23 protein-coding genes are annotated in these 23,786 nt (G+C 67.3%); 11 read left to right on the top strand and 12 right to left on the bottom strand.

The features are described from left to right. Positions 1-5: 5 nt before the first annotated feature. The 3 genes from BM115_RS26310 to BM115_RS26300 all read right to left on the bottom strand — a co-directional run bounded on the left by BM115_RS26310 (position 6) and on the right by BM115_RS26300 (position 2,870). Complete coding sequence (locus BM115_RS26310; RefSeq protein WP_092301669.1) at positions 6-479, bottom strand: aminoacyl-tRNA deacylase; 474 nt, start codon at positions 477-479, stop codon at positions 6-8. A 37-nt stretch (positions 480-516) separates the two neighbouring features. Continuing rightward, the gene (locus tag BM115_RS26305; RefSeq protein ID WP_092301667.1) at positions 517-1,455 is read right to left on the bottom strand and encodes a LysR family transcriptional regulator; all 939 of its coding nucleotides are present in this window, start codon (positions 1,453-1,455) and stop codon (positions 517-519) included. A gap of 101 nt (positions 1,456-1,556) precedes the next feature. Beyond that, the gene (locus tag BM115_RS26300; protein ID WP_092301665.1) at positions 1,557-2,870 is read right to left on the bottom strand and encodes an MFS family transporter; all 1,314 of its coding nucleotides are present in this window, start codon (positions 2,868-2,870) and stop codon (positions 1,557-1,559) included. A gap of 404 nt (positions 2,871-3,274) precedes the next feature. Between BM115_RS26300 and BM115_RS26295 the strand changes: the two genes are divergently transcribed. Then, positions 3,275-4,432, top strand: coding sequence for an acyl-CoA dehydrogenase family protein (locus tag BM115_RS26295; RefSeq protein WP_092301663.1), 1,158 nt, complete (start codon positions 3,275-3,277; stop codon positions 4,430-4,432). Positions 4,433-4,510: 78 nt separating this feature from the next. Next, a complete protein-coding gene (locus BM115_RS26290) occupies positions 4,511-5,089 on the top strand; it encodes a hypothetical protein (RefSeq protein ID WP_255371005.1) in 579 nt (192 codons plus the stop codon). A gap of 83 nt (positions 5,090-5,172) precedes the next feature. Here BM115_RS26290 and BM115_RS26285 read toward each other — a convergent pair whose 3' ends face one another. Beyond that, positions 5,173-5,544 carry a PHA-granule associated protein 4 gene (locus tag BM115_RS26285; protein ID WP_092301661.1) on the bottom strand — a complete coding sequence of 124 codons (372 nt, stop codon included), beginning with the start codon at positions 5,542-5,544 and terminating at the stop codon, positions 5,173-5,175. Positions 5,545-5,697: 153 nt separating this feature from the next. Next, positions 5,698-8,580 carry a M16 family metallopeptidase gene (locus BM115_RS26280; protein WP_092301659.1) on the bottom strand — a complete coding sequence of 961 codons (2,883 nt, stop codon included), beginning with the start codon at positions 8,578-8,580 and terminating at the stop codon, positions 5,698-5,700. Between the two features lie 154 nt (positions 8,581-8,734). On the opposite strand from BM115_RS26280, the gene BM115_RS26275 reads away from it, so the two are divergent. Genes BM115_RS26275 through thpR form a run of 3 tightly spaced genes read left to right on the top strand, consistent with a single transcriptional unit; the run spans position 8,735 to position 11,373 of the window. Next, positions 8,735-10,261, top strand: coding sequence for a DNA-3-methyladenine glycosylase 2 family protein (locus BM115_RS26275; RefSeq protein WP_092301657.1), 1,527 nt, complete (start codon positions 8,735-8,737; stop codon positions 10,259-10,261). Beyond that, positions 10,258-10,809 carry a methylated-DNA--[protein]-cysteine S-methyltransferase gene (locus tag BM115_RS26270; RefSeq protein ID WP_092301655.1) on the top strand — a complete coding sequence of 184 codons (552 nt, stop codon included), beginning with the start codon at positions 10,258-10,260 and terminating at the stop codon, positions 10,807-10,809. The genes BM115_RS26275 and BM115_RS26270 overlap by 4 nt, the downstream gene beginning before the upstream one ends. 9 nt (positions 10,810-10,818) lie before the next feature. Further along, positions 10,819-11,373: an RNA 2',3'-cyclic phosphodiesterase gene (gene thpR / locus BM115_RS26265; RefSeq protein ID WP_092301653.1), complete on the top strand. Its 555-nt coding sequence runs from the start codon at positions 10,819-10,821 to the stop codon at positions 11,371-11,373. On the opposite strand, the gene BM115_RS26260 is transcribed toward thpR, so the two are convergent. Continuing rightward, positions 11,354-11,992 (bottom strand): LysE family translocator, encoded by a 639-nt coding sequence (locus tag BM115_RS26260; RefSeq protein ID WP_092301650.1) that lies wholly within the window; start codon positions 11,990-11,992, stop codon positions 11,354-11,356. The genes thpR and BM115_RS26260 overlap by 20 nt on opposite strands. A 130-nt stretch (positions 11,993-12,122) precedes the next feature. On the opposite strand from BM115_RS26260, the gene BM115_RS26255 reads away from it, so the two are divergent. After that, positions 12,123-12,992, top strand: a complete 870-nt coding sequence (locus BM115_RS26255; protein WP_092301693.1) for a LysR substrate-binding domain-containing protein — start codon at positions 12,123-12,125, stop codon at positions 12,990-12,992. 191 nt (positions 12,993-13,183) lie between these two features. Next, entirely contained in the window at positions 13,184-13,978 is a 795-nt protein-coding gene (locus BM115_RS26250; RefSeq protein WP_092301647.1) for a flagellar brake protein, read from the top strand. Positions 13,979-14,009: 31 nt separating this feature from the next. Here BM115_RS26250 and BM115_RS26245 read toward each other — a convergent pair whose 3' ends face one another. Together BM115_RS26245 and BM115_RS26240 are read right to left on the bottom strand one after the other, a co-directional pair. Further along, positions 14,010-14,858: an IclR family transcriptional regulator domain-containing protein gene (locus tag BM115_RS26245; protein ID WP_092301644.1), complete on the bottom strand. Its 849-nt coding sequence runs from the start codon at positions 14,856-14,858 to the stop codon at positions 14,010-14,012. A 272-nt stretch (positions 14,859-15,130) separates the two neighbouring features. Then, positions 15,131-17,503, bottom strand: a complete 2,373-nt coding sequence (locus tag BM115_RS26240) for a patatin-like phospholipase family protein (RefSeq protein ID WP_255371004.1) — start codon at positions 17,501-17,503, stop codon at positions 15,131-15,133. A gap of 224 nt (positions 17,504-17,727) precedes the next feature. Between BM115_RS26240 and BM115_RS26235 the strand changes: the two genes are divergently transcribed. Both BM115_RS26235 and BM115_RS26230 read left to right on the top strand, forming a co-directional pair. Continuing rightward, complete coding sequence (locus tag BM115_RS26235; protein WP_092301641.1) at positions 17,728-17,928, top strand: oxidoreductase-like domain-containing protein; 201 nt, start codon at positions 17,728-17,730, stop codon at positions 17,926-17,928. Between the two features lie 10 nt (positions 17,929-17,938). Beyond that, positions 17,939-18,769: an NAD-dependent protein deacetylase gene (locus BM115_RS26230; RefSeq protein WP_092301638.1), complete on the top strand. Its 831-nt coding sequence runs from the start codon at positions 17,939-17,941 to the stop codon at positions 18,767-18,769. Positions 18,770-18,785: 16 nt separating this feature from the next. On the opposite strand, the gene BM115_RS26225 is transcribed toward BM115_RS26230, so the two are convergent. The 3 genes from BM115_RS26225 to BM115_RS26215 all read right to left on the bottom strand — a co-directional run bounded on the left by BM115_RS26225 (position 18,786) and on the right by BM115_RS26215 (position 20,163). Next, entirely contained in the window at positions 18,786-19,373 is a 588-nt protein-coding gene (locus BM115_RS26225; RefSeq protein ID WP_092301687.1) for a DUF1439 domain-containing protein, read from the bottom strand. Between the two features lie 91 nt (positions 19,374-19,464). Then, positions 19,465-19,668, bottom strand: coding sequence for a SlyX family protein (locus BM115_RS26220; protein ID WP_092301635.1), 204 nt, complete (start codon positions 19,666-19,668; stop codon positions 19,465-19,467). A gap of 63 nt (positions 19,669-19,731) precedes the next feature. Further along, the gene (locus tag BM115_RS26215) at positions 19,732-20,163 is read right to left on the bottom strand and encodes a VOC family protein (RefSeq protein ID WP_092301632.1); all 432 of its coding nucleotides are present in this window, start codon (positions 20,161-20,163) and stop codon (positions 19,732-19,734) included. A 286-nt stretch (positions 20,164-20,449) separates the two neighbouring features. Here BM115_RS26215 and BM115_RS26210 point away from each other — a divergent pair, with 286 nt between their 5' ends. Together BM115_RS26210 and argG are read left to right on the top strand one after the other, a co-directional pair. Beyond that, positions 20,450-20,971, top strand: a complete 522-nt coding sequence (locus tag BM115_RS26210) for a helix-turn-helix domain-containing protein (RefSeq protein ID WP_255371003.1) — start codon at positions 20,450-20,452, stop codon at positions 20,969-20,971. A gap of 156 nt (positions 20,972-21,127) precedes the next feature. After that, positions 21,128-22,453 (top strand): argininosuccinate synthase, encoded by a 1,326-nt coding sequence (gene argG, locus BM115_RS26205; RefSeq protein ID WP_092301629.1) that lies wholly within the window; start codon positions 21,128-21,130, stop codon positions 22,451-22,453. 53 nt (positions 22,454-22,506) lie between these two features. On the opposite strand, the gene BM115_RS26200 is transcribed toward argG, so the two are convergent. After that, entirely contained in the window at positions 22,507-23,763 is a 1,257-nt protein-coding gene (locus BM115_RS26200) for an SGNH/GDSL hydrolase family protein (RefSeq protein WP_092301626.1), read from the bottom strand. Positions 23,764-23,786 lie beyond the last annotated feature (23 nt).

Below are 23,786 nucleotides of genomic sequence, written 5' to 3'. Positions count from 1 at the left end.
TGTCCTCACATCATCCGATGCGAAAACCTCCCCCGTTCCGCGTCCGACATCAGCGCCATGAACTGGTCGCGTTGCATGTGCACCAGTTCCTCGTGGTCGCCGGCTTCGAACCAGATTTCGGGTTCTTCCATCAGGCATTCATCCACATAGGTCGGCATGCCGTAGGACATGGCCACGGGCGGGATGGCGCCGAGGTCGCAATCCTTGAAAACCTCGCGGATCTCGTCCTCGTGGGCCAGTACCAGGTCACGGCCGGTTTGCTCGCAGATGTCCGAAAGCCGGAGGTGGTGGCTCGAAGGAATCACTGCGGCCACGTAGCCGGCCTGGTCCTCGAGCAGGACGGTTTTGGCCAGCCGGTTGCCGGGTACATGGGCGGCCTGGGCGGTGGCCATGCTGCTCAGGCTGTAGGGGTGACGGATGATGTCGAACTGGCTGTTCATGCGGCTGAGCCGGCCAGCCAGGGTGTTTGCGATTGCCATGATTGCCTGCCTCCTGCGCCAGCACGCGCCGGTTGTTCTAGGTCTTTTCAATATAGGCTCTGGCGTCGCGCATGCGGGGCCAGATCGCCTGGAGTTCGGTCTTCAGGAAGGTCAGCAGGTAGCGCGTGGCCATGGTCTGGTAGCGGTTCGGCATGGTCAGGAGGTACAGCTTGCTGCCGAAGACGCTGATGCGGTAGCCATCCAGCAAGGGCACGAGGGTGCCCTGCGACAGTTCCTCACCGATTGCGTACATCGGAAAAATGCCAATGCCGAGCCCGCCGACCACGGCGTCCTTGAGAAACGCGAAGTTCTCGGAACTTAGCGTCGGAGCGAGCACCACCTGTTCCCGGGCGCTGTCCTCGCCGCGCGTGCCGGAGGCCTTGAGCTTCTGGCCTATCGGAGAGGCGCAGACGATGGCGTGGGCCGTCAGGTCGCCCAGTGCCGCCGGCGCCGCGCGGCCCGCCAGGTAGGACGGCGCGGCGCATACGACCCAGTCCACCTCGCCGATCTCGGTGGCCACCACGGAGTCTGGCGGCGTGGAAATGATCCGCAGCGCCACTTCCACGTCCTCGGACACAAGGTTGTGGATGCGGTTGTCGAACACCACGTCGAGCGTGATGTCCGGGTAACGCTGCTTGAACTGCACCAGCAGCGGCGACAGCAGGCTGTGGCCGAGGCCGGTGGGCACCGACAGTCGCACATGGCCCTGCAGGCTCTTGCCCATGCTGCTGATCAGCGCGTTGGCGGCGGCCACCTCGCCCAGGATGTTGCGTCCGTGCTCGTACAGGCCGGCGCCCACGGGCGTCGGCTCCACGTGTCGCGTGGTCCGCCGCAGCAGTTGCACGCCGAGTTCCTCTTCGAGCGCCTTCAGGTGGTAGCTGACGTTGGCGCGCGTCATCTTGAGCTTGCGGGCGGCGGCGCTGAGGTTGCCGGCATCGACGATGTCGACGAACAGGCGCAAGGCGTTGAGATCCATGGCGGCGGGGTGGCGGAGATGAGAAAGGGTCCGAAGGCCCACCAAAGAAAAAAGGGGCCCGGAGGCCCCTTAGTTTGCCATGCTCGCCCGGAGGCGGATGGTCAGTGCTCGTGATGCAGGTACTTCGCCTGGCGCGGCAGCCGCAAGCTGACGAAGAACGCCAGCACCATCATGCCCGTGACGTACCAGTAGAACGTGGTCTCATGGCCCATCGACTTCAGGCCCAACGCCACGTACTCGGCCGAGCCGCCGAAGATGGCGTTGGCCACGGCGTAGGCCAGGCCCACCCCCAGCGCGCGCACTTCGGGCGGGAACATCTCGGCCTTCACGATGCCGCTGATCGAGGTGTAGAAGCTCACGATCGCCAGCGCCACCGAGATCAGCACAAAAGCGAGTTCCGGGCTCGATACGGTGCGCAGCGCGGTCAGGACCGGCACCGTGACCAGTGCGCCCAGCGCGCCGAACATCAGCATGTTGTTGCGGCGGCCGATGCGGTCAGACAAGGCGCCGAAGATCGGCTGCATGCACATGTACAGGAACAGGCAGCCCGTCATGACGTAGCTGGCGGTCTTGATCGACATGCCGGCCGAGTTGACCAGGTACTTCTGCATGTACGTGGTGAACGTATAGAAAATCAGCGAACCGCCGGCGGTATAGCCCAGCACGGTGAAGAACGCCGCCTTGTGGTGGCGGAACAGTTCCGCCACGCTGCCGGCTTCCTTGCTGTTGCGGCTCTGTGCCGACGAGGTCTCGTGCAGCGTGCGGCGCAGCAGCAGTGCTACCACGGCAGTAATCGCGCCGATCACGAACGGAATGCGCCAGCCCCAGGCCCGGAGTTCGGCTTCATCGAGCAATTGCTGGAGCACCACCACCACCAGCACCGCCAGCAACTGGCCGCCGATCAGCGTCACGTACTGGAACGATGAGAAGAACCCGCGTCGGCCCTTGAGCGCCACTTCACTCATATAGGTTGCCGTTGTGCCGTATTCGCCACCCACGGACAGGCCTTGCAGCAGTCGCGCCAGCAGCAGCAGTGCCGGGGCGAGGGTGCCGATGGTGGCGTAGGTCGGCAGGCAGGCAATCAGCAGCGAGCCGAAGCACATCATCACCACCGAGATCAGCATCGAGTTCTTGCGCCCGTTGCGGTCCGCGATGCGGCCGAACAGCCAGCCGCCGATCGGTCGCATCAGGAAGCCGGCGGCAAACACGCCAGCCGTGTTCAGCAGCTGGGCAGTCGGGTCGGCTTTCGGGAAGAACGACGGCGCAAAATAGATGGCGCAGAACGCGTAGATGTAGAAATCGAACCATTCAACGAGGTTGCCGGACGAAGCGGCAACAATCGCGAAGACGCGTTTCCTGGTCTCCTCTGGGGAGGGTGCCGTGGAGGTATCGGCGGTTGAGGCGATTTGAGTCATGGACCTTCTCTTTCTTGGCGGCGAGGGGCGCCGCTGGGATCGGGGCGCGGGCGGAGCCGCGGCAGGCTGGCAAGCGGGGGCCAGACGCGCGGAACACACCCGTGGGTTGTGCCCGGGTAGCGTACTCCGAACGCAACAAGGTTGCCCAGCCGATAGCGGCGAATAAGGCACGTGGCGAATGCATCACCACTTGCCGGTATTGGGTTTCCGGGCGATTGTTCTGCAGGGTGGATTGTTTGTTCTGCATGCCGCACTAGGCGTGACAGCGAACCAGCGGCAGGCACGCCGGTGATTGTCAAATTGTTTTATCCCTTCTGTCCAAGCCTGCGTGGATTGTCAAATCGGTCAGGCGGCGTACCATTGACGCCCATTGTGTCTGACCCGCATTGACCCGGAGATTTGCCATGGCCCTCGACGCCGAATCGTTTTCCCTGCTGCGCGCCTCGGTGCAGCGTTTCATCGACGAACGGCTGAAGCCGGCGGAAGACACGCTGGAAGAACTGGACGAAGTGCCAGCCGCGATCGTCGCCGACATGAAGGAGATGGGCCTGTTCGGCATCTCCATTCCCGAGAACTACGGCGGTATCGGCCTGGCCATGTCGCAGGAATGCGATGTGGTCTATGACCTCGGCCATACGGCGTTTGCGTTCCGCTCGGTGTTCGGCACCAACGTGGGCATCGGCTCGCAGGGCATCCTGATGGACGGCACCGAGGCGCAGAAGCAGGAATACCTGCCGAAGATCGCCAGCGGCGAGCTGATCATCTCGTTCGCGCTGACCGAGCCGAACGCCGGCTCCGACGCCGCCTCGCTGCAAACGCGCGCCGAGCTGGATGGCGACCACTACGTCATCAACGGCACCAAGCGCTTCATCACCAACGCGCCGCGCGCCGGCGCCTTCACGCTGATGGCGCGCACCGGCGGTCCGGGCGCGTCCGGCATCTCGTCGTTCATCGTGCCCGCCGATACGCCGGGGATCTCGCTCGGCAAGCCGGACAAGAAGATGGGCCAGCGCGGCACCAAGACCTGCGACGTAGTGCTGGAAAACGTGCGCGTGCCGGCGGCCAACATCATCGGCGGCGTGCCGGGCGTGGGTTTCAAGACCGCGATGAAGGTCCTCGACCGTGGGCGCCTGCATATCTCGGCGCTGGCCTGCGGCATGGCGCACCGGCTGATTACCGACGCCGTGGCCTATGCGAAGGAGCGCAAGCAGTTCGGCAAGCCCATCGGCGACTTCCAGCTGATTCAGGGCATGCTGGCCGACAGCCAGGCCGAGCTATACGCGGGCCTGTCGATGGTGCGCGACTGCGCGCAGCGCTACGACGCCAAGCCTGCCGGCAAGAGCGACCCCGAAGTCAGCATGCTGGCCTCGTGCACGAAGATGTTCTGTACCGAAATGGTGGGCCGCGTGGCGGACCGCGCCGTGCAGATCCACGGCGGCGCCGGCTACATCGCCGAATACAAGGCCGAACGGTTCTACCGCGACGTGCGCCTGCTGCGCCTGTACGAAGGCACCACGCAGATCCAGCAACTGATCATCGCCAAGCAACTGCTGCGCGACTGATGGCCAGCGCCCGGCCTCCGGGCCGGGTGCCATGCAACCCGCGACGAAAACCCGCGACGATAAGCAGGGGGAGGCAGGATGAGCAAGTTCCAGGCAACGGTGCCGAGGGCATCGAGCGTGTCCGTAACGTCCGCGCCGTCAGTGGCGGCCACCAAATCGGCCGATGTGCACCGGCTGCGCGCGGTGGTGGCTACCTACCGCACGGCGTTGCAGGCGTACACGCTGATGGTGTCGCCCGACGACCTCATGGCCTTGAGCAACGGCCCCGCGCCGGCGCACTCGGCGCGTGATTACCGCGCGCAGGCGCATCTGGACCGGCTGCGCGACACCGTGCGCGAGAGCGGGCTGGCGCTGCCGAATGCCATCGTGGTGGCGGTATCGGGTGGCCGCATGCAATGCGAATGTGATCATCTCTACGCGCTGGAGCTGCGCCCACAGGCCGGAGACGGCCTGATCGTGCTCGACGGGCATGAACACCTCGCCGCCCTGGCGGGTGGCGCGCGTGGTCATATCAAGACGCTGGTTACGGCGGTGCTTTGCCGGACATCGATCGACACGGCGCAGCCGGGGCTGGCCCCAGGCGCCGACGCCGATCACGCTGTGATGCACGCCTCTGCAGCCGCCCGCTGGGCTGGCGCGACGCGCGTCTGGCAGTAGCTTCCCGCCAGGTTTCCACGTCGATTCAATGCAATGACGGCCCGCGAGGCCGTCATTTGCCATGTGCGGCCGTCAGTTACCCGTCACGGCCAGACGCCGTCCACGTCGCGCAGCAGATGGCCGGCGAGAATGTAGTCGCCCAGGCGGGTCGCCTTGGCTTCCAGATCCAGCAATTCATTGTCGGCAAGCGTGCCGAGGTCGAACTGGCAATAGAGATTCCGTTGCCGGAACGTGCCTTTGGGTTTGGCGAGCCCTTCGACCAGGGCCTCGCGGGAGCGGACAGCGATGCTTTCCTGTCCGCGGTATTGCACTTTGATGCCGCGCTTTTCTCCGAGCCGGCCCAACTCGACGGCATCCTGCCATCCGGTTTCGTAATCCAGCTCAAGCGCCAGCACCTGCTCGGAGGCCAGAAGCCGAAGCGCTTCCGACTTGCTGCCAGCTCGCACGATTGACATCCACACCTCTTGTCTCAACGAATACTGTACGAATATACAGTGATTGACCGGCCGTCACAAGGACGCGGAAGGGGTAGTCACGGGCGTTTCGGCCCGCAACCCCGGCCCCGGGCCGGTCTCGCCAGAATTGGCGTTCTTCCTTATACCAGCTTCCTAGGGCTTTGATGCGTCTGGCGGCTCGATTGCCGCCGCCGGAGCCGGCATGCCGACCGGCGCCGCCGCCCCCGTGGTGGCGCCAAAGTCTCCCGCGAAGGCCTGCGTCAGCCCGGCCGGCGTGAGGTAGCGGCGGATGGCGTCGTTCACGGCGGCAGGCGTGGCAGCGCGAATGCGAGCCTCCACTTCGGCCGTATGGGCCATGGTGCGGTCCAGGAACAACTGATTGGCGAGCGCGCCGGCCAGCGCGCCGTCGCGTGTGCGGCTCATCATGCCTTGCTGGAGCAGGCCGCTCACGGCCTCCGCCAGCTCGGCGTCGGAAATACCGTCACGCGCAAAGCGTGCCATTTCCTCGTCGATGGCCTTGCGCAGCCGGCCCTGGTTCTGGGGGGCGTAGGCCGCCCACAGGCCGAAGCGCCCGGCCCGATCCAGCGCGCCCACCGAGATCGAACTCGACGCCCCGTAGCTGATGCCGTCCTGCTGGCGCAGCCGGTCCGCCAGCCGGCTGCGCATGCCGGTGCCGCCCAGCACCCGGCTGGCGATCAGCAGCAGCGGGTAGTCGGGCGAGCCATCGACGAGATCGATCGGCAGCGACGCCAGATAGACTGCGTTGGCCTTCCCCGGCGTCTCCAGCGTGAAGCTGGCGGCCGGAATCGCGTAGAAGGGGCGGTCCACGCGTTCGTACGGCACCTGGGCCCGCCAGTCGCCGAACAGGTAGGTGGCCTGCCGCACGGCCTCATCGGCATCGAAATCGCCGACCAGCGCCAGTTGCGCGTGCTCAGCGCCGTAGAAGCGCGCATGGAACGTGCGGATCTGCGCCGGGGTGACGGCGCGCAGCGCGGCGATGCTTTCGTCGAAGGTGGGGGTGTAGCGCGGGTCCTCGGGCGGGTACGGGTTGCCATGGCGGCCTAGTGCGTTCGGCGCGAGCGCGTTGGGCTGGCGTTGCTGGCTCTCGATGCCGGCGACACTGCTCGCGCGCAGCGTCTCGAACTCGCTGGCCGGGAACGTCGGCATGCGCAGCACCGTGCGGAGCAGCGCCATCAGGTCCGGCAGGTACTGGCGCCGCGTCTCGAAACGCACCGTCAGCCGCTCGGCGTTGCCCGAGATCGACACACTGGCCTTGAGCGCCTCCAAGCGGTCGGCAATGCGCTGGCGGTCGAACGCGCCGGCGCCACGGTCGAGCATGCCCGCCGCGAGCGACCCCACCGAGGACTGGCCCTGCAGCGCCTGCGTGTTGCCAAAGCGCAGGACCAGCGTGCCGTTGACGGCCTCCCCGCGCGTGGGCTTGGACAGCAGCGCCAGCTGCATGCCGTTGGGCAGCGTCTGGCGCACCGTGTGGGCGTCGATATTGGCCGGGCTTGGGTCGAACGTCGGCACCGGCGCGGCGGCCGGGCGGCCCGCGTAGTCGCGCACCAGCGCGGCCACGTCGGGCGCCTTCGGCACGTTGGCAAGCTGCGGCTTGTCGCCGGGCAGGAATTGTCCGACGGTGCGATTGGTCGGCCGCAGGTACAAATCGGCCACGCGCTGCACGTCCGCCAGCGTGGCGGCCTCCACGCGGTCGCGATCGAGCAGGAACAGCCGCCAGTCGCCCTTGGCGATGGCTTCGGACAGCAGCACGCCGTACTGCGCCGGATTGTTCAGCACCTGCTCGTAGCCGTTGCGCACCCGCGTGCGCGCCCGGTCGAGTTCCTCCTGGGTGACCGGCCGCGTGGCCAGCCCCTCCACCTCGGCCAGCAGGGCGGCCCGCACGGCGTCGAGCGGGCGATCCTTGCTCGTGCCGGCCGCGAACACGATCAGCCCGGGGTCCTTCATCCCTTCGAACCGGCTGGTTTGCCATGCGGCCTTGTGGGTCTCCACCAGCGCGTGGTGCAGCCGCCCGCCCGGCGTGTCGGAGAGGACCAGGGACAGCAGGGTCAGCGCGGCGGTGTCGGGATGGGCGCCGGGCGCCACGTGGTATTGCACGGCGACGATGCTGCTGTCCCCGGGGCGCGTCAGCGTCAGTTCGCGCGCGCCTTCCTGCGGCGGCTCCACGGTGTACTCGGTCGGCAGCACGCGTGTGGGGCGCGGAATCGGCCCGAAGGCCTGCTCGATGCGCGTCAGCGTGGTGGCGGGGTCGAATTGCCCCGTCACCACCAGCACGGCGTTATCCGGCTGGTAGTAGCGGCGGTAGAACGCCTGGAGGTTCTCGATGCCCACATGCTCCACGTCGCTGCGCGCGCCGATCGGCGCCTTGCCGTAGTTGTGCCATCGGTAGGACGCCGCGTTCATCTGCTGCAGCAGCATCCGCATCGGATTGTTCTCGCCGATCTCCATCTCGTTGCGCACCACGGACATCTCGCTGTCCAGGTCCGTGCGCGAGACAAAGCTGTTGACCATGCGGTCCGCCTCCATCTTCAGCGCCCAGTCGAGGTTGTCGTCGCTGGCGGCAAAGGTCTGGAAGTAATTGGTACGGTCCTGCGAGGTGGTGCCGTTGTATTGCATGCCGCGCCGCGCGAATTCCGTGGGAATCGTCCGGCCCGGCAGCGATGGCGTGCCCTTGAACAGCAGGTGCTCCAGCAGGTGCGCCATGCCGGTTTCGCCGTAGTTCTCGTGCCGGCTGCCCACCAGATAGGTCATGTTGACCGTGGTGGTGGGCTGCGCGGCGTCCGGCGCCAGCAGGATGCGCAGGCCGTTCGGCAGCCGATATTCGGTGATGCCTTCCACGGCGGCCACGCGCGTGGCCTGGAGCACGGGGGTAGCGCCCGGCGCGGTGGCGGGGGCCGGCGACTGCGCACGGGCGGCGCTACGCGTAGGCGCGGCAAGGGCTGGCGGGGCCGGCAGGGCGGCGGCCAGCGAGACAGCAACCGCGACAAAGGCGGCAAAGGCAGCACGACGGCGAAGCATGACGTCCTCGGACGATGAACAGTGATGCGATTCTAGCCCCGTGGCACCATCCCGGAACGCGTGGGGCCGCACTTTCAGAATCGGGGACAGTTGTCTCAGGCGAATGTCCGATTCCAGCGTATTTCCCGGCGCCGGAAGCGGTAGGATGCTTCCCATGAACCTCGATCCAGACACCTGCTACAAGGCAGTCGCCTCGCACGACCGGCGCTTCGACGGACGGTTTTTCGTCGGCGTGTCGTCCACGGGCATCTATTGCCGGCCGATCTGCGCGGTGCGCACGCCCCGGCGCGAGAACTGCACGTTCTACGACACCGCCGCCTCGGCCGAGAAGCACGGCTTCCGGCCCTGCCTGCGCTGCCGGCCGGAACTGGCACCCGGGCACGGGCTGGCCGATATTTCCGGCCGGCTTGCGCAGGCCGCGGCCACGCTGATCGACGAAGGCTTCATGGCCGAGGCCGGCGTGGCGCAACTCGCCAAGCGCATCGGGGTGACGGAACGTCACTTGCGGCGCCTGTTCGATGCGCAGTTCGGCGTCTCGGTACTCGAATACGCCCAGACGCAGAAGCTGCTGCTGGCCAAGCGGCTGCTGACCGACACCACGCTGCCCGTTACGCAAGTGGCGCTGGCGGCGGGTTTTGGCAGCGTGCGGCGCTTCAACGACGTGCTGCGCCAGCGCTACGGCCTGACGCCGCTCGCCATGCGCCGCCGCGCCGCCGAGGGCATGGCCGACCAGCTCGTGTTCGAGCTGGGCTACCGCCCGCCGCTGGCGTGGTCCGCGCTGCTGGCCTTCCTCGGCGTGCGTGTCGTGGACGGTGTCGAACAAGTACGAGGGGATGTCTACCTCCGCACGCTGGCCGTTGACGTGGGCGCGCAGCGCCACCTCGGCTGGGTGCGGCTGGAGCATGTGCCGAAGCGCACGGTGCTGCGCGTGACGCTCTCCGGCACGCTGGCCCACGCGATTCCGCAATCCCTCGGCAAGGTGCGGCGGCTGTGCGACCTCGGTTGTCGGCCGGACGTGGTGGATCGCCATCTGGGCGACCTTGCCGCCGATGTGCCGGGCATGCGCCTGCCGGGCACGTTCGATGGCTTCGAGATTGCCGTGCGGGCGATCGTCGGCCAGGTGATTTCCGTGATCCAGGCGCGGCGGATTCTCACGCGGCTGGTGGCGCTGGCCGGCGAGCCCTTGCCGCCCGAGGCACTGGCCGGGCTGCCCGCCTTGGCCGGCCAGCCGCCGCTGACGCACGTCTTCCCGACCGCGCAGGCGCTGGCCGACCTGCCCGACGAGATCTACCGCGAGGCCGGCGTGACGCCGGGCAAGCTGCGCACGATCCGCGCGCTGGCGCTCAGCATCGTCTCAGGCGACATCGCGCTCGATCCGCTTGCGCCGCCCGAGGAGACCGTGGCCCGGCTGCGCGAGATCGACGGCATCGGCGACTGGACCGCGCAGTACATCGCCATGCGCGCGCTGGGCTGGCCGGACGCCTTTCCGGCCACCGACTACGCGCTGCGCAAGGTGCTCGCCGTGAGCACGGTGCGCGCGATGCACGATCGAACCGCGCATTGGGCGCCATGGCGCGCCTACGCGGCGATTCATCTCTGGCATCGCTATGGCACGCCGCCCGCGTCCGGCGAGCCCATGGAAGAAGTATCCGAAGATCACAGCAAGGAGCAGGCAGCATGACCAGCTATCAAATCATCGACAGTCCTCTCAGGGAAATACTATTGCGGGCCGACGACGGCGCGCTGACCGGCATGTTCTTCTCCGGGCAGAAGTATTACCCCGCCGGCGCGCCCGCGACCTATATCGCATCGGCGGCCGACCAGCGCGTGCTGGACCAGGCGGCGCAAGAGCTGGCCGCCTATTTCGACGGTGCGCTACAGACCTTCGCGGTGCCCATCCGCTTTATCGGCAGCGCCTTTCAGCAGCGCATCTGGCAGGCGCTGTGCGACATCGAATTTGGCGATACATCGACGTACGGGCAGCTTGGCGCCGGCCTCGGGCTGCCACCGGCGCACTCGCGCGCGGTGGGGGGCGCCGTCGGGCGCAATCCGCTCTCGGTCATCGTGCCTTGCCATCGGGTGCTCGGTGCGTCGGGCGCGCTGACCGGCTATGCCGGCGGCGTGGACCGCAAGCGGGCGCTGCTGCGGCTGGAGGGCGTCCGGGGCGTGGATCGCGACGTCGTGGCGCCGCGCGCGCAGGGCTTGCAGTCGGCGCTGGCGTTCGGCTGATTTCTGGCTTTGGCCCGGCTGTTCATCGCCATCGACACGCCGCCCGCTGTGGCGGCGGGCCTGCTGCATACGCTGCCCGTGCATCGCGGCGTGCGGCCCGTGCCGCCCGGGCAGTTGCACCTGACGCTGCGATTCCTTGGCGATCAGGACGAAGACTGTGCCGCGCGTATCGGCAAGGCGTTGGAGGCCATGCAGGCGCCGCCGTTGACGATGCAGGTCCAGGGCGTCGGGCGCTTCCGAGGCGGGCAGGGTGCCGTGCTGTGGGCCGGACTGGCGCACGATGATCACCTGACCGCGCTATTCGACGACATTGAGGCCGCGCTGGCCGACGTCGGCATCGCGCGCGAGCGCCGTCGCTTCCATCCGCACCTGACCGTGGCGCGCTGCCGTCCGGGCCTGCCGGAGGCGGTGCTGCGCGACTGGCTCGCCGCGCAGCACGACCTGACCCTGCCAGCGTGGACCGCCGACCGCTTCGTCCTGTTTGAGAGTTTTCTGAGCCCGGAGGGCGCGCGCCATGTGCCGCGCGCCGCCTACCCGCTGGCCGCTATCGCCCCAGGTTGCTGAGCCCCAGCGCCACCCCCAGCCCGCACAGCGCCGAGCCGAGCGTCTTGTCGATCAAACCCTGCCGGCGCAGCATCGCGGCGCGCAGCGGCGCCGCGCCGAAGCCCCACGCCACGAGGCTGAACCACGCCCAGTGCGCCACGGACATGAACAGCCCGTAGCCGAGCTGCACCGCCCACGGGGTATGGGCATCCACCACCTGTGTGTAGGTGCTGACCACGAACAGCGTGGTCTTGGGATTGAGCGCATTGGTCAGGAATCCCATCCGCAGCGAAGCCCAGGCGGAGAGCCTGGGCGCCTCGCGCGCGTTGTCCCCGGTATCCACCGTCAGCGGCGTGCGGTTGCGCAAGGTCTTGATGCCGATCCAGATCAGATAGGCCGCGCCGAGCAGCTTCACCGCCGTCAGCCAGCCGTGCGCGTGCTCGATCAGCATCGCCACGCCGAACATGGTGTAGCAGACGTGCACCTGCACCCCGAGCGCGATGCCCAGCGCGCATAGCAGCCCGGTGCGCCGGCCGAACAGGTAGCTGTTGCGCGTGACCATGGCGAAGTCGGGGCCGGGACTGATCACGGCGAGGAGGGTGATGCTGGCGACGGCCAGCGCTTCGGCAAGAGGTGACATATCGGTCAGTTTTCCGGTTCGATGGGAGGGGGATCGCGCCGCCATTCTCGCCAGAGGGAACAAGCCAGACAACCGATATATACTCGCCGAAAATGGTGAGGAAATCTGACAGATGAGCGATTTGCCGCCGATGCACTGGCTGGGCGCGATCCGGTTCTTCGAGGCCGCCGCGCGGCTTGGCAGCTTTGTGCGCGCCGCTGACGAACTCCACCTGACGCACGGCGCCATCAGCCGCCAGATCCGCCAATTGGAAGAGGCGCTGGGTGTGCCGCTGTTCGAGCGCCGGAACCGCGCGGTCTTCCTCACCGAGGCCGGCCGCACGCTCCACGTTGCCGCCACGCAATCTCTGGCCGGGCTGGCGGAGGCGGTCGCCCGGATCCGCGCGCCGGCGCCCCGGGCCGCGCTGGTGCTGTCGTGCGAGCCGACCATCGCCATGCGCTGGCTGATTCCAAGGCTGTCGCGCTTTGCCGACGCTCATCCGGACATCGCGTTGCACCTGATGGCGGCGGGCGGGCCGATCGATTTCCGGAGAAGCGGGGTGGATGTAGCGCTGCGCCGCAACGATTTCCCGTTCGATGCGCGCTGGCACACGCGCGAACTGGCGCTGGAGCGCGTCGGGCCGGTCTGCCGGCCGGACCTGGCCACGGCTGACCCGGCGGCGGTCACGCGCCTCCACACCCGCACCCGGCCCGATGCCTGGCAACGCTGGCAGCAACTCAAAGGGGATGAAAAAACCGGTCCCACCGTCCAGATCGGCCGATCAGACCCGTGGTATGAACACTTCTACCTGAGCCTGCAGGCGGCTGCGGCCGGCCTGGGCTGGGCCATGGCGTCGCGGCTGATGGCGGCCGACGAACTCGCCGATGGCCGGCTGGCCGCACCGTTGGGGTTTGTACCGGACGGGTCGTCCTACCACCTGATTTCGCCGGCGCCGTTCGCCCAGGATGCCCGGCTGGAGGCCCTGCACGGCTGGCTCCGCGCGGAGATGGAAACCGGCTGAAAAGGCCTTGCAACCGCTACCCCCCGGAAGTCGGTTGCTAAAGTTACGTCGTATTTTGCCGAAGGCCTAGGCATGACTTGCGCCATCCCCGGGCGGCGCTTACCATGCGGCGCTGGCCGCCGCCAGATCCACAAGCGTTGCCCGCCCCAGGCAAGACGGCGAGTAACCACTTTCGACGTAGCGTATTCCCCATGAGTGTCCAAGATTCCCGAGGGCCCGAGCAGGCCCAAAACCGGTCCCAGATCGAGGGCGAACCTGACGAGCAGGAAGGCTCGCATTCGGACGAACGCTACCGGCTCACGCATAGCTCGCAGATCGGCACGGTCCTGCGCGACCTGGCCTGGCAGAAGTGCCTGCTGAACGTACGTTCGGCGCGCGGCTCTGAGATCGTGACGTCGATCCTGCACGTGGATCCGGCCAACCGCACCTTTATCTTCGACTGGTGCCGCGCGGATGCGGAGCGCCAGGCGCTGATGGCCTCGGACAAGAATGCGTTCTCGGGACTGCTGCGCGGCGTGCCTGTGAACTTCGTGGTCGGCGTGCCCGGCGCCACGCGCTTCGAGGGCGGGCCGGCCTTCATCGCCGATTTCCCGGACAAGCTCTACCACTTCCAGCGCCGCCGCCATTTCCGCGCGCGCACGCTGCTGACCAAGGGCTACCGCTGCCAGATCCATCTGCCGGAGACGGCCGACAAGCGCACGCTGCACCTCGATATTGCCGATCTGTCGCTGTCCGGCGCGGGCCTGCGCTCGCGCTCGGTGGGCGCTGACCAATTGCCGGTGGGCACGGTCGTCAAGAAGTGTGTGCTGGATTTTGCCGAACTGGGCCGGCTGGAACTGGACATGCAGGTGGTGGGCCACTGGCTGGTCGGCTTCGACGACAACACCGTGCACCACTACGGCTGCGCCTTCCTGAACCCGGATGGCCGCATGGAGAACTTCCTCCAGCGGCTGGTGTTCCAGCTCGAACTGGCGCACCGGGGCTGATTTTTCGGCATCGCCCCCCTGATCCGGACGCTTAAGTCCCGATCAACTTCCCGATGGCAACGGCGGCCTCCCGCATGGGGGTCAGCAGCCGCGCCACCATCTCCGCCTCGGACACCCGGGTGGCCTTCACGCTGACGCTGATGGCCGCCACCACGGTGCCCGAGAGCGACCGCACCGGTACGGCAATCGCCCGCAAACCCGGTTCCAGTTCCTCGTCGATCAGCACGTATTCCAGTTCCCGTGCGCGCCGGAAGGCTGCTTCCAGTTCCGTGCGCGAGATCTTGGTCTGCAAGGTGCGCGGACGCAGTTCGGCATGTTCGAAGAACGCCTCGAGCACTGCCTCGGGCTGGTGGGCCAGCAGCAGCCGGCCCGTGGACGTGCAATAGGCCGGCAGCCGGCTCCCCATTCCAAGTGCGTGAGTCAGCACACGTTGCACTTCCGAGCGCACCAGGTAGAGGATGTCCGTGCCGTCGAGAATGGCCAGGGCCGAGGTCTCGTGGATGCGCGTGCTCAGGTTGTCGAGGATGGGCTGCGCCGCCGAGACCAGCGACGTCGAGGAGAAATACGCGTGCCCCAGATGGAGCACGCGCGGCCGCAGCGCGAAGTGCCCATCCTGCTGGCTCACGTAGCCCAACTGCTCCAGCGTATAGAGACAGCGCCGCACCGAGGCGCGCGACAACTGCGTGCGCTGCGCCACCTGCGAGATAGTGAGTGGGCGCTTGCGCTCGGAGAAAGCCTCCAGCACCGTCAGCCCGCGCGCCAGCGACAGCATGAAATTCGGGTCGCCGGCGAAGCTGGACAGGATGTCGGCCGGCGGCCGGGCGGCGCGGACGGAGTCGGCCTGTGCAGGCTTGAGGCTGATGGGGGCGGGGGCGTCCATATGGGAATTCGGCAGGAAATACGATGCGGGGGGCGTTCGATAATCGCGCATCTTAACGTCCCACGGCGGGGCCTGCCGGGATTCGCCCAAAAAAATGTCGCCGATTGGGGCGGCGACTGGGTAAGGGGTGTCGTCCGGGACGGGGGTCCCAACGACGAGGCCAGTATAGGCAGCGGCACTTCCTGCCGACATGCCACCTCGGTGGGGGTTGGCCGTAGCGCACTTTGCGCTAGGGCCGTCACATCTCCGCAGGATTTGTCCCCTGAGTGTCCCTAAGGCTTGCCCAGGAACAGGTAGAACGCGTACTGACCGCCTGCCGCGCGGCCATAGGCGAGGTAGAACGGCCCGATCGGGCTGTCCAGGCCGAGGAAGGCGGCCCCCGACTTGAGCACCCCGGTGGGGTTGCCCGGTACCAGCGGATCGCCTACGCGGCCGACCTCCAGCGAGAACCCGGCGTAGACCCCTTCGAGGAAGGTCTGCCGCACGAGCTTGTTGTAGTAGACCATCCGCGCGAACTGGATATTGCCGCCAATCAGCTGCCCGGTGGAGTAGCCGGACTGCTGCAGGAAGCCGCCCCACTGGAACATCGCGTACGGCGGCAGCGCCGGCCCGCCCAGGTTGGAGCCCGCCCGCACGCCAAAGTTGATGGTGTTGTTGCCGAAGGAGTGCGCATAGGTGGCCGTCAGGTCGCCCTTGGTATAGGTGTCGGTGGCGCCCATTGCGCCTTGCGACGAGTAGACGTTCATCGTCGCCCCGTAGCCGAAGCGCGGGAAGTTGATGCTGTCGACCTGATCCACCAGTATCCGGGCCGTGAAGGCACGGCGCTCGATGCTTTCATGGCCCGGGTCCAGGAACGCCGGCCCGGTGGAGAGCGACGCGTTCTGGTGGCCGAGCACGAAGCCCAGGCGTCCCTCGCCATATTTGGTGATCTGCGTGCCTACATCCAGCGCCAGGTCCGTGCGGCGCAGGTCGTACTGGGCGATCCGCTGGCTGCCGCTGAAGACATTGATGGGGCGGCGTTCCAGTTCGAAGCGCGGGGCGATGAAGAACAGCTGGCGGGTGTCGAGCGGCTGGTAGAACTCGCTGGTCAGGCTGGAGGTCTGGCCCACCTGGGCGTCCGTGCGCCATTCGGCGCCGAGCGAGTTGATCCACGTGCGGCGGTAGCTCGCCAGCAGGTTGAAGTAGGCGTCGCCGCGGAAGTCGGAACTGAGGCCGAGCCCGAAGCGCAGGTAGTTGGGCCCGTACGATTTCTCGATGGCTTCCACGCCGAGCACGCGCTTGCCCGGTTCCTCGAGGAAGCGGTAGTTCACGTGCTCGAAGTCGCCGGTGCCGAACAGCCGGCGCATGTCGCGGTCCAGCGTGGCCTGCGAGATCGGCTCGCCGGGGTGGGTTTCCATCGTCGCGGCGGCAAACCCGGGGCTCACGCGCTCCATCGGCGCGAAGCGGATTTCGTCCACGGGGCGCAGGTCCGGTGGCGCCAGGTTGCGCTGCGCGGCGCGCAGGGTGGCGTACTCGTCGGGTGGAATCGCCAGCGCGGCGAGCCGGGTGTGCTGGCGCCGGGCGGCTTCCTCGCCAATCGGAATGGTCTTGGGCAGGTGGTCGAAGTCGCCGGCGGAGAATTCGCCGAGTTCGGGCAGGATCAGGATGTCCATGGGCCGCAGCGAGGCCAGCGAGCTGCGCACGTTCTGCTCGGTCAGGATGTTCAGCATCTGGCTGGTTACGCCGATCAGCGAGGTCAGGTCCTCGCGCTTCATCAGCGGCGTGCCGAGGTTGACCGCGATGACGATGTCGGCCCCCATGGCGCGCGCCACGTCCACGGGCAGGTTGTCGGTCAGGCCGCCATCGACGAGCAGCTTGCCCTGGTACTCGGTGGGCGCCACGGCGCCGGGCACGGACATGCTGGCGCGCATCACGTTCGCCAGCTCGCCCTCGGTGAACACCACGGCGGTGCCGGCGACAAGGTCGGTGGCGACGGCGCGGTAAGGAATCGGCAAGGTATCGAAATTCCGATAGCCGGGGGTGTTGGAGAGCTTGCGCAGCACCGTTTCCAGCTGCACGCCGGAGACCGCACCCTTGGGCAGCAGCAGCCCGTCCCCGCGCACGCCAATCTCGGGCGTGAACAGGTTGGTGTGGTCGTCCAGCTTGCGGCGGACGGCCAGATCCTGACGCGGTGGCCGTTCCTTGAAGAGCGCGCTGGTGGACAAGCCGCCGACCAGTTCCTCCATTTCCTTGATGCTCATGCCGCTGGCATACGCGCCGCCGACCAGCGAGCCCATGCTGGTGCCGGCGATGCAGTCCACGGGCACACGCAGTTCCTCGAGCACCTTCAGCACGCCGATATGGGCGGCACCGCGCGCGCCACCGCCGGACAGCACCAGGCAGATCTTGGGGCGGCCCACCGGGTGGGTCTTGGCCGCAGCCCCTTCGACCGTGCCGCCGGGCGTGGCCGGGGCGAGGAGGGCGGGCGCGGGGAACGGCGGATTGGGTGCGGGGACGATGTTGCTGGGGGTGTAGGCGGGCAGGCGGAGGGTCCCGCCCTGCGGCGGCGGCTCCTCGGCCGTGGCCGGGCCCGGCGCGACCGCCAGCGTGGCCAGCATCGCGGCAAGCAGGCTGCATAGGGAAGGGAGTCGCGTCGCAACGCGCATGGCAGCGTATCCGATCATCCACGCCTCAGAGGTGGCCGGCGGCAACCTTGCCACAAGGCTAGCAGCCTGCCGCCGCAATCGTGTGCGCGATGGGCCACCTTCGAAACAATTCAACATCGGATTGGAACGATGCAGATCAGGCCGGCGCCGGAGGGGCGGTCCGCGGACCGAACCGGACAGGCGGCATATACTGGCGCCGTAACATTTCCTTCAGGTCTTGAGCCGTGTCTTCCCCCGTTTCCGATGATCCGCGTCCGCTCCCGCCCGAGCGCCCTGGCGACAACGAGTGCTGCCAGAGCGGCTGCGATCCGTGCATCTTTGACTACTACAACGACGAAATGGACCGCTACCGGCAGGAACTGAGGGCGTGGGAGGCGCGCCAGGCTGCGCGCGCCGAGGCCTCTTCTACATCGTCCACCTCGTAACCCCCGGCCGGTGGAAGACCTTCTCGACTTCGTGCAGCGCCATCCGCGCCTGTTTGTGCTGACCGGCGCCGGCATCAGCACGGACTCCGGCATTCCGGGCTACCGCGACGAGCAGGGCCGGTGGCAGCGCTCCGCGCCGATGACCATCACCGCCTTCCTGAGCGGCCACGCGGCGCGCCAGCGCTACTGGGCGCGCAGTATGGTCGGCTGGCCCGTGGCGGACGGCGCGCAGCCGAACGTGAGCCATCGCGTGGTGGCGCGGCTGGGCGATGCCGGGCGCGTGGCCGGGCTGGTCACGCAGAACGTGGATGGCCTGCACCAGCGCGCTGGCAGCCAGGGGGTGATCGAGCTGCACGGCAGCATCGGCCAGGTCATCTGCCTGTCCTGTGCCACGCGCTACCCGCGCGCGGACATCCAGCGCTGGCTGTGGCAGCACAATCCCGAATTCCGCGATGTGTCGGCCCTGCCGGCGGCCGATGGCGACGCCCATCTGGAATCGCCGCTATTCGACAATTTTTCGGTGCCGGTGTGCGAGCGCTGCGAAGGGCTGCTCAAGCCCGATGTGGTGTTCTTCGGCGAATCGGTGCCGCGCGAGCGCGTGGCGGCCGGGCGGCTGGCGCTCGATGCAGCGGACGCCATGCTGGTGATCGGCTCGTCGCTGACGGTGTTCTCGGGGTATCGCTTCTGCGTCTGGGCGCACGAGCGCGGCTTGCCGATTGCCGCCCTGAACCTTGGCACCACGCGGGCCGATCCCCTGCTGACGCTGAAGGTGCTCGCGCCGATCGGGCCGACGCTGGCGGCGCTTGCCACCGCGCTGGGGCTGGAAGCCGGCGCGGGTTAGCTCGGACTACCTCGGACTAACGCAGATCGAGCTTCACCCGGATACCGTCCGCCGCGACGGTGATCGCGCCCGGCTGCACGTCCTTGCCGTTGAAGCGCAGCTCCTCGGGCTTGAACGTATAGAGCGGATAGTCCTTCAGCAACTGCTGCGCCACCACCGCGCCGATGGCGTTGAGCTGCTCGTTGTACTGGCTCATGCCCTGCACCTGTACCTGCTGGACCGTGGGATTGTCGAGCAGCACGGCACGCTGCGTGGCGTCGTAGCGCACGCCGCTGTTCAGCGCCAGCGTGCCGTTGACCGGCGGGGACGGCAGGATGGTGTTGCTGATGGCCGCATCCATCTGCGTGGTGATGCGGTTGGTGGCCTCATCCAGCACCAGGCGCGGGTGCGACAGCTGCACGCTCACCAGTTCGCCATAGCGCAGCGTGGTGGGAAAGCGTTTCTCGACGGCACTCTGCAACTCGGCCTTGGTGAAGGTGTACTCGCCCGTCCATACGTTGTAGGCGGCGTGGGCGAGGGCGAAGCTGCCCAGCGCGGCGACTGCGGCCGTGGCCAGCAGCGCGCGGCGGGCGTGGAAGAAGCGATTGATCAAGGGACGGGCCATGGGCTCGGTTCGGTTGGCATCGTTGCCGGTCAGACCGGGCCCGGGGGGCATCGTTCCTGTGTGATGAGTGCGCCGCATGGCTGCTGCCGCCTCAATAGTGCGGCGGAATCTCATGCTGCGGATTGGACTCGGCGGCGGCCGAGGCACTCGTCCGGACCTGCTGGTACAGCGCCCGGAACTGGGCCTGGAGCAGGTCCAGTTGCTGCTGCTGGCGCGCGACGGCCAGGTTCAGCGTCTCGATCAGGTCTTCCTGGAAGGCGAGCTTGATCTCGAGGTCGGTCAGGCGGGATTCCATGGCATGTCTCCGGTTGGCCGCGCATTTTACGGCACGGCCATGCCGGGACCCTGCCATCGGCGCCTATTCGGCCGCCACCAGGACCATCCAGGTCACGCCGAACTTGTCCGCCACCATGCCGAAGCGCTCCGAGAAGAAGGTCTTCATCGCCGGCATGACCACGTTGCCGCCCGCGCTCAGCGCGCCAATCGTCTTGTCGACCGTCGCGGCGTCCGGCACGGTGATGGAGAGCGCGAAGCCCTGGAAGGCGGTCTGGCCCTTGCAGTCGCCATCGGACGCCATGATCGTGGTGTCCCCAATCTGCAGCGCCATATGCATGACCTTGTCATCGTTGCCGGCACCGGGCCCGCAACCGGGGCTGGCGTCCTGCGGCTCGGGGTTGTCACGGAAGCGCAGCAGCATTTCCACCTTGGCACCGAGCGCGGTCTTGTAGAACTCGGCCGCTTCCTCTGCGCGACCGTCGAAGAACAGATAGGACTGGACTTTCTTGGACATCGACATCTCCTGGTTTGGCGTTGGCCGGCGATTTGTGTACGCCGTCCACAAGAGACTAGCAAATAAAATGGACAACGTCCACATTGTTACTTTTCGTGTCCGTCACCGCCGGACACGTTTTCACGCTGGGCACCGGGCTAGGATAGGCGCTCCATGCCAGGGCGACCCGATTTCTTCCCGTCCACAAGCCGCCCTCTTCCCTGGCGTTCGTCACTCCCACCGCAATGAAATCAGCGTCCATTTCGGTTGCTAATTTTATTTGCGGATTACTTAGCGATAAGCTAATATGACGCACGTCCATGAAGTTGACCTTTCCAGACAGGCGCGCCGGGCTTTGAAGGCCATGCCGCGCAACGTTGCCACCCAGATCCGCAGCAAGATCGACATGCTGGCGGGGAATCCGTCTCAATCCGCGCGGGGGCGCCTATCAATGACCGACATCCAATTTATCGAGCAAGATGGCCAGCGGGCCTTTGCAGTCGTGCCGATCGACGTTTGGGACAAGGTGAAGCACCTGTTCGAGGATCTCGACGATGTAGCCCTGTATGACCGTGCCAAGGCGGCCGATGACGGTGTACGCATTCCGGCCGCCGTGGTCGACGCGGAGTTGGCGGGCGACCATCCAGTCAAGGCCTGGCGCGATTACCGTCGCATGACCCAGGAGGCATTGGCCCAGGCGGCCGGGCTCAGCACCCCCTACCTGAGCCAGATCGAAAACCGCAAGCGCGACGGCACCGTGGACGTGCTGCAGCGGCTGGCGCTGGCACTTGGCGTTCCCATGGACCTGCTCGTGGACGACGCCGACTGAGCGCCGAGTGAACCCCGCCCGGGCCCCGCAGTTTGGCGCTACCGCCCGGGCGTGTCACAATTCAAGGTTACGAGTTCGGGCGCCGCATCGGCTGCCGTGTGGGGGTTTCACGCGGGAGCGCCCCAAGAGCCGACAAATTCACCTAGATTTCTGGCGATGACTACCATCCTGCAGCACATTCCTTCCGGCCAGCGCGTCGGAATCGCCTTCTCGGGCGGACTCGACACCAGCGCCGCGCTCCTCTGGATGCGCCAGAAGGGCGCCATTCCCTACGCCTACACGGCCAACCTGGGTCAGCCCGACGAGCCGGACTACGACGACATTCCCCGCCGCGCCAAGGCGTACGGCGCCGAAGAAGCGCGTCTGGTGGATTGCCGCGTGCAACTGGTGTCCGAAGGGATCGCCGCGCTGCAGTGCGGTGCATTCCACATTTCCACGGCTGGCGTGACGTACTTCAACACCACGCCGATCGGCCGCGCCGTGACCGGCACGATGCTGGTGGCCGCGATGAAGGACGATGGCGTCAACATCTGGGGCGATGGCAGCACGTTCAAGGGCAACGACATCGAGCGTTTCTACCGCTACGGCCTGCTGACCAACCCGGGCCTGCAGATCTACAAGCCGTGGCTGGACCAGCAGTTCATCGACGAACTGGGCGGCCGCGCCGAAATGTCCGAGTTCATGCGCCAGAGCGGCCATGACTACAAGATGTCGGCCGAAAAGGCGTATTCGACGGACTCGAACATGCTTGGCGCCACGCACGAGGCCAAGGATCTCGAGCACCTGAACTCGGGCATCCGCATCGTCCAGCCGATCATGGGCGTGCAGTTCTGGCGCGATGACGTGGAAGTGAAGCGCGAGGAAGTGACCGTGCGCTTCGAGGAAGGCCAGCCCGTGGCCCTGAACGGCAAGACCTTCGCGAACAGCGTGGACTTGTTCATGGAAGCCAATGTCATCGGCGGCCGCCACGGCCTGGGCATGAGCGACCAGATCGAGAACCGGATCATCGAGGCCAAGAGCCGCGGCATCTACGAAGCCCCGGGCCTCGCGCTGCTGTTCATCGCCTACGAGCGCCTGATCACCGGCATCCACAACGAAGACACCATCGAGCAGTACCGCGACAATGGCCGCCGCCTGGGCCGCTTGCTGTACCAGGGCCGCTGGTTCGACCCGCAGGCCATCATGCTGCGCGAAACCGCCCAGCGCTGGGTGGCGGGCGCCGTGACCGGCGAGGTGACCATCGAACTGCGTCGTGGCAACGACTACTCGATCCTGAACACCACGTCGCCGAACCTGACCTACAAGCCGGAACGGCTGACGATGGAAAAGGGCGAATCGATGTTCACGCCGCTGGACCGCATCGGCCAACTGACGATGCGCACGCTGGACATCGTGGACACCCGCGAGAAGCTCCAGACGTACGCGAAGAGCGGCCTGCTGTCGACCAAGACCAGCGCCGCGCTGCCGAAGCTCGAAGACTGAGCGCGGGCAGGCATCGCCAGAAAAGCCGGCAAGGGCAACCTTGCCGGCTTTTTTCATGGCTGGCGCGCAGGCAACAGCGCGGCGGGGTCGATGGCGCCGGCCATCGCTGCGTAGCCCCGGTCGCCAGGGTGGAGGTGGTCGCCGCTGTCGAAGGCTGTCTGCAGGGCGTCCGGGCGGGCCGGGGCGCGCAGGGCGGCGTCGAAGTCCGCTACGGCATCGAAGGCGCCGCTGGTGCGGATCCAGTGGTTCACCTGCTGGCGCAGCGCGTCCTTCTCCGGGCTGGCGTAGCCGTGGATCGGCGACCCTTCCACAGCCAGCGCGTCCGCAAACGGCGTGATCGTGGCGCCGATCACGCGCACCCCGCGCCGGTGCGCGCGGTCGATCAGGGACTGGTAGCCGGCGATCAGGTCGGGGGCGGCGGGCAAGCGGGTCGTCGGCAGGAAGGTCGAGCCGGGCCAGCCGATGTCATTGATGCCCAGCGCGACGATGACCGCCTGCACGCCGGGCACATCGAGCACGTCGCGCTCGAAGCGCGCGCGGCCCGCTTCGCCCATGCCGGCGCGCAGCAGTTGCCCGCCCGAGATGCCCGCGTTGAGGACCGCGATGCCGTCCCCGGCCAGCCGGGCGGCGAGAACGTCAGGCCAGCGCCGGTTGGCGTCGGGCGTGGCGCCGTTGCCTTCGGTGATCGAATCGCCGAGCGCGACGATGACGGGCGCCGGCTGGCGGGCTTCCACCTCGATGGCGGACAGCAGCAGCCTTGCCTGGAAGGTCTCGGGCCGGGGCAGGGCGGCGTCCGTCACGTGGTGGCCATCGGCGATATAGGCGGTCTGCCGGCCATCCCAGTGGAAGGTGGCGATCCGCACCGGCGCCGGCAGGTGGAGGCTGACCGCCACCTCGGCCAGTGCTGGCACCGGCAGCGACACCGGGTCGCTGGTCGCCGTGGCGCCGGGCGGGATGGAGATCGCGGGTTTGCCGGCGAAGGTCACCGCATGATTGGTGGTCGGATCGATCACGCCGCCGCCGGCATGACGAGCGAGCTGGATGGCATCGACAGTCAGCGGCACCCGGCCGTACTGATTGGATAGCACCACGCGCACCCGACTCGCGCCGATGCTGACGCGGGCGACCTGCCGCACCGTGCGGTCATCAAGCCGGGCCGGCAAGCCAGTCGGCAAGGGCAGTTCATCAGGTCGCCAGACCGGTTGTTGGCTGGCCACCCAGGTCGGCACCCATTGCGGGGCGGCCATGGCGGGGCCGGCGGCGATGCAGCCCGTCAGGGCAACCATGCGAAGCAGCGAATAGGCAGACATCAGAAAACTCTCATCAAAGTGGG

The sequence above is a fragment of the Cupriavidus sp. OV096 genome (assembly GCF_900115455.1).
Classification (GTDB): Bacteria; Pseudomonadota; Gammaproteobacteria; order Burkholderiales; family Burkholderiaceae; genus Cupriavidus.
This window is presented reverse-complemented; position numbering and strand designations above follow the sequence as displayed.

Coding starts and splice junctions, on each gene's coding strand:
- BM115_RS26310 (WP_092301669.1), bottom strand. CDS start 479: ATGGCAATCGCAAACACCCTGGCTGGCCGGCTCAGCCGCATGAACAGC.
- BM115_RS26305 (WP_092301667.1), bottom strand. CDS start 1,455: ATGGATCTCAACGCCTTGCGCCTGTTCGTCGACATCGTCGATGCCGGC.
- BM115_RS26300 (WP_092301665.1), bottom strand. CDS start 2,870: ATGACTCAAATCGCCTCAACCGCCGATACCTCCACGGCACCCTCCCCA.
- BM115_RS26295 (WP_092301663.1), top strand. CDS start 3,275: ATGGCCCTCGACGCCGAATCGTTTTCCCTGCTGCGCGCCTCGGTGCAG.
- BM115_RS26290 (WP_255371005.1), top strand. CDS start 4,511: ATGAGCAAGTTCCAGGCAACGGTGCCGAGGGCATCGAGCGTGTCCGTA.
- BM115_RS26285 (WP_092301661.1), bottom strand. CDS start 5,544: ATGTCAATCGTGCGAGCTGGCAGCAAGTCGGAAGCGCTTCGGCTTCTG.
- BM115_RS26280 (WP_092301659.1), bottom strand. CDS start 8,580: ATGCTTCGCCGTCGTGCTGCCTTTGCCGCCTTTGTCGCGGTTGCTGTC.
- BM115_RS26275 (WP_092301657.1), top strand. CDS start 8,735: ATGAACCTCGATCCAGACACCTGCTACAAGGCAGTCGCCTCGCACGAC.
- BM115_RS26270 (WP_092301655.1), top strand. CDS start 10,258: ATGACCAGCTATCAAATCATCGACAGTCCTCTCAGGGAAATACTATTG.
- BM115_RS26260 (WP_092301650.1), bottom strand. CDS start 11,992: ATGTCACCTCTTGCCGAAGCGCTGGCCGTCGCCAGCATCACCCTCCTC.
- BM115_RS26255 (WP_092301693.1), top strand. CDS start 12,123: ATGCACTGGCTGGGCGCGATCCGGTTCTTCGAGGCCGCCGCGCGGCTT.
- BM115_RS26250 (WP_092301647.1), top strand. CDS start 13,184: ATGAGTGTCCAAGATTCCCGAGGGCCCGAGCAGGCCCAAAACCGGTCC.
- BM115_RS26245 (WP_092301644.1), bottom strand. CDS start 14,858: ATGGACGCCCCCGCCCCCATCAGCCTCAAGCCTGCACAGGCCGACTCC.
- BM115_RS26240 (WP_255371004.1), bottom strand. CDS start 17,503: ATGCGCGTTGCGACGCGACTCCCTTCCCTATGCAGCCTGCTTGCCGCG.
- BM115_RS26225 (WP_092301687.1), bottom strand. CDS start 19,373: ATGGCCCGTCCCTTGATCAATCGCTTCTTCCACGCCCGCCGCGCGCTG.
- BM115_RS26220 (WP_092301635.1), bottom strand. CDS start 19,668: ATGGAATCCCGCCTGACCGACCTCGAGATCAAGCTCGCCTTCCAGGAA.
- BM115_RS26215 (WP_092301632.1), bottom strand. CDS start 20,163: ATGTCCAAGAAAGTCCAGTCCTATCTGTTCTTCGACGGTCGCGCAGAG.
- BM115_RS26210 (WP_255371003.1), top strand. CDS start 20,450: ATGACGCACGTCCATGAAGTTGACCTTTCCAGACAGGCGCGCCGGGCT.
- argG (WP_092301629.1), top strand. CDS start 21,128: ATGACTACCATCCTGCAGCACATTCCTTCCGGCCAGCGCGTCGGAATC.
- BM115_RS26200 (WP_092301626.1), bottom strand. CDS start 23,763: ATGTCTGCCTATTCGCTGCTTCGCATGGTTGCCCTGACGGGCTGCATC.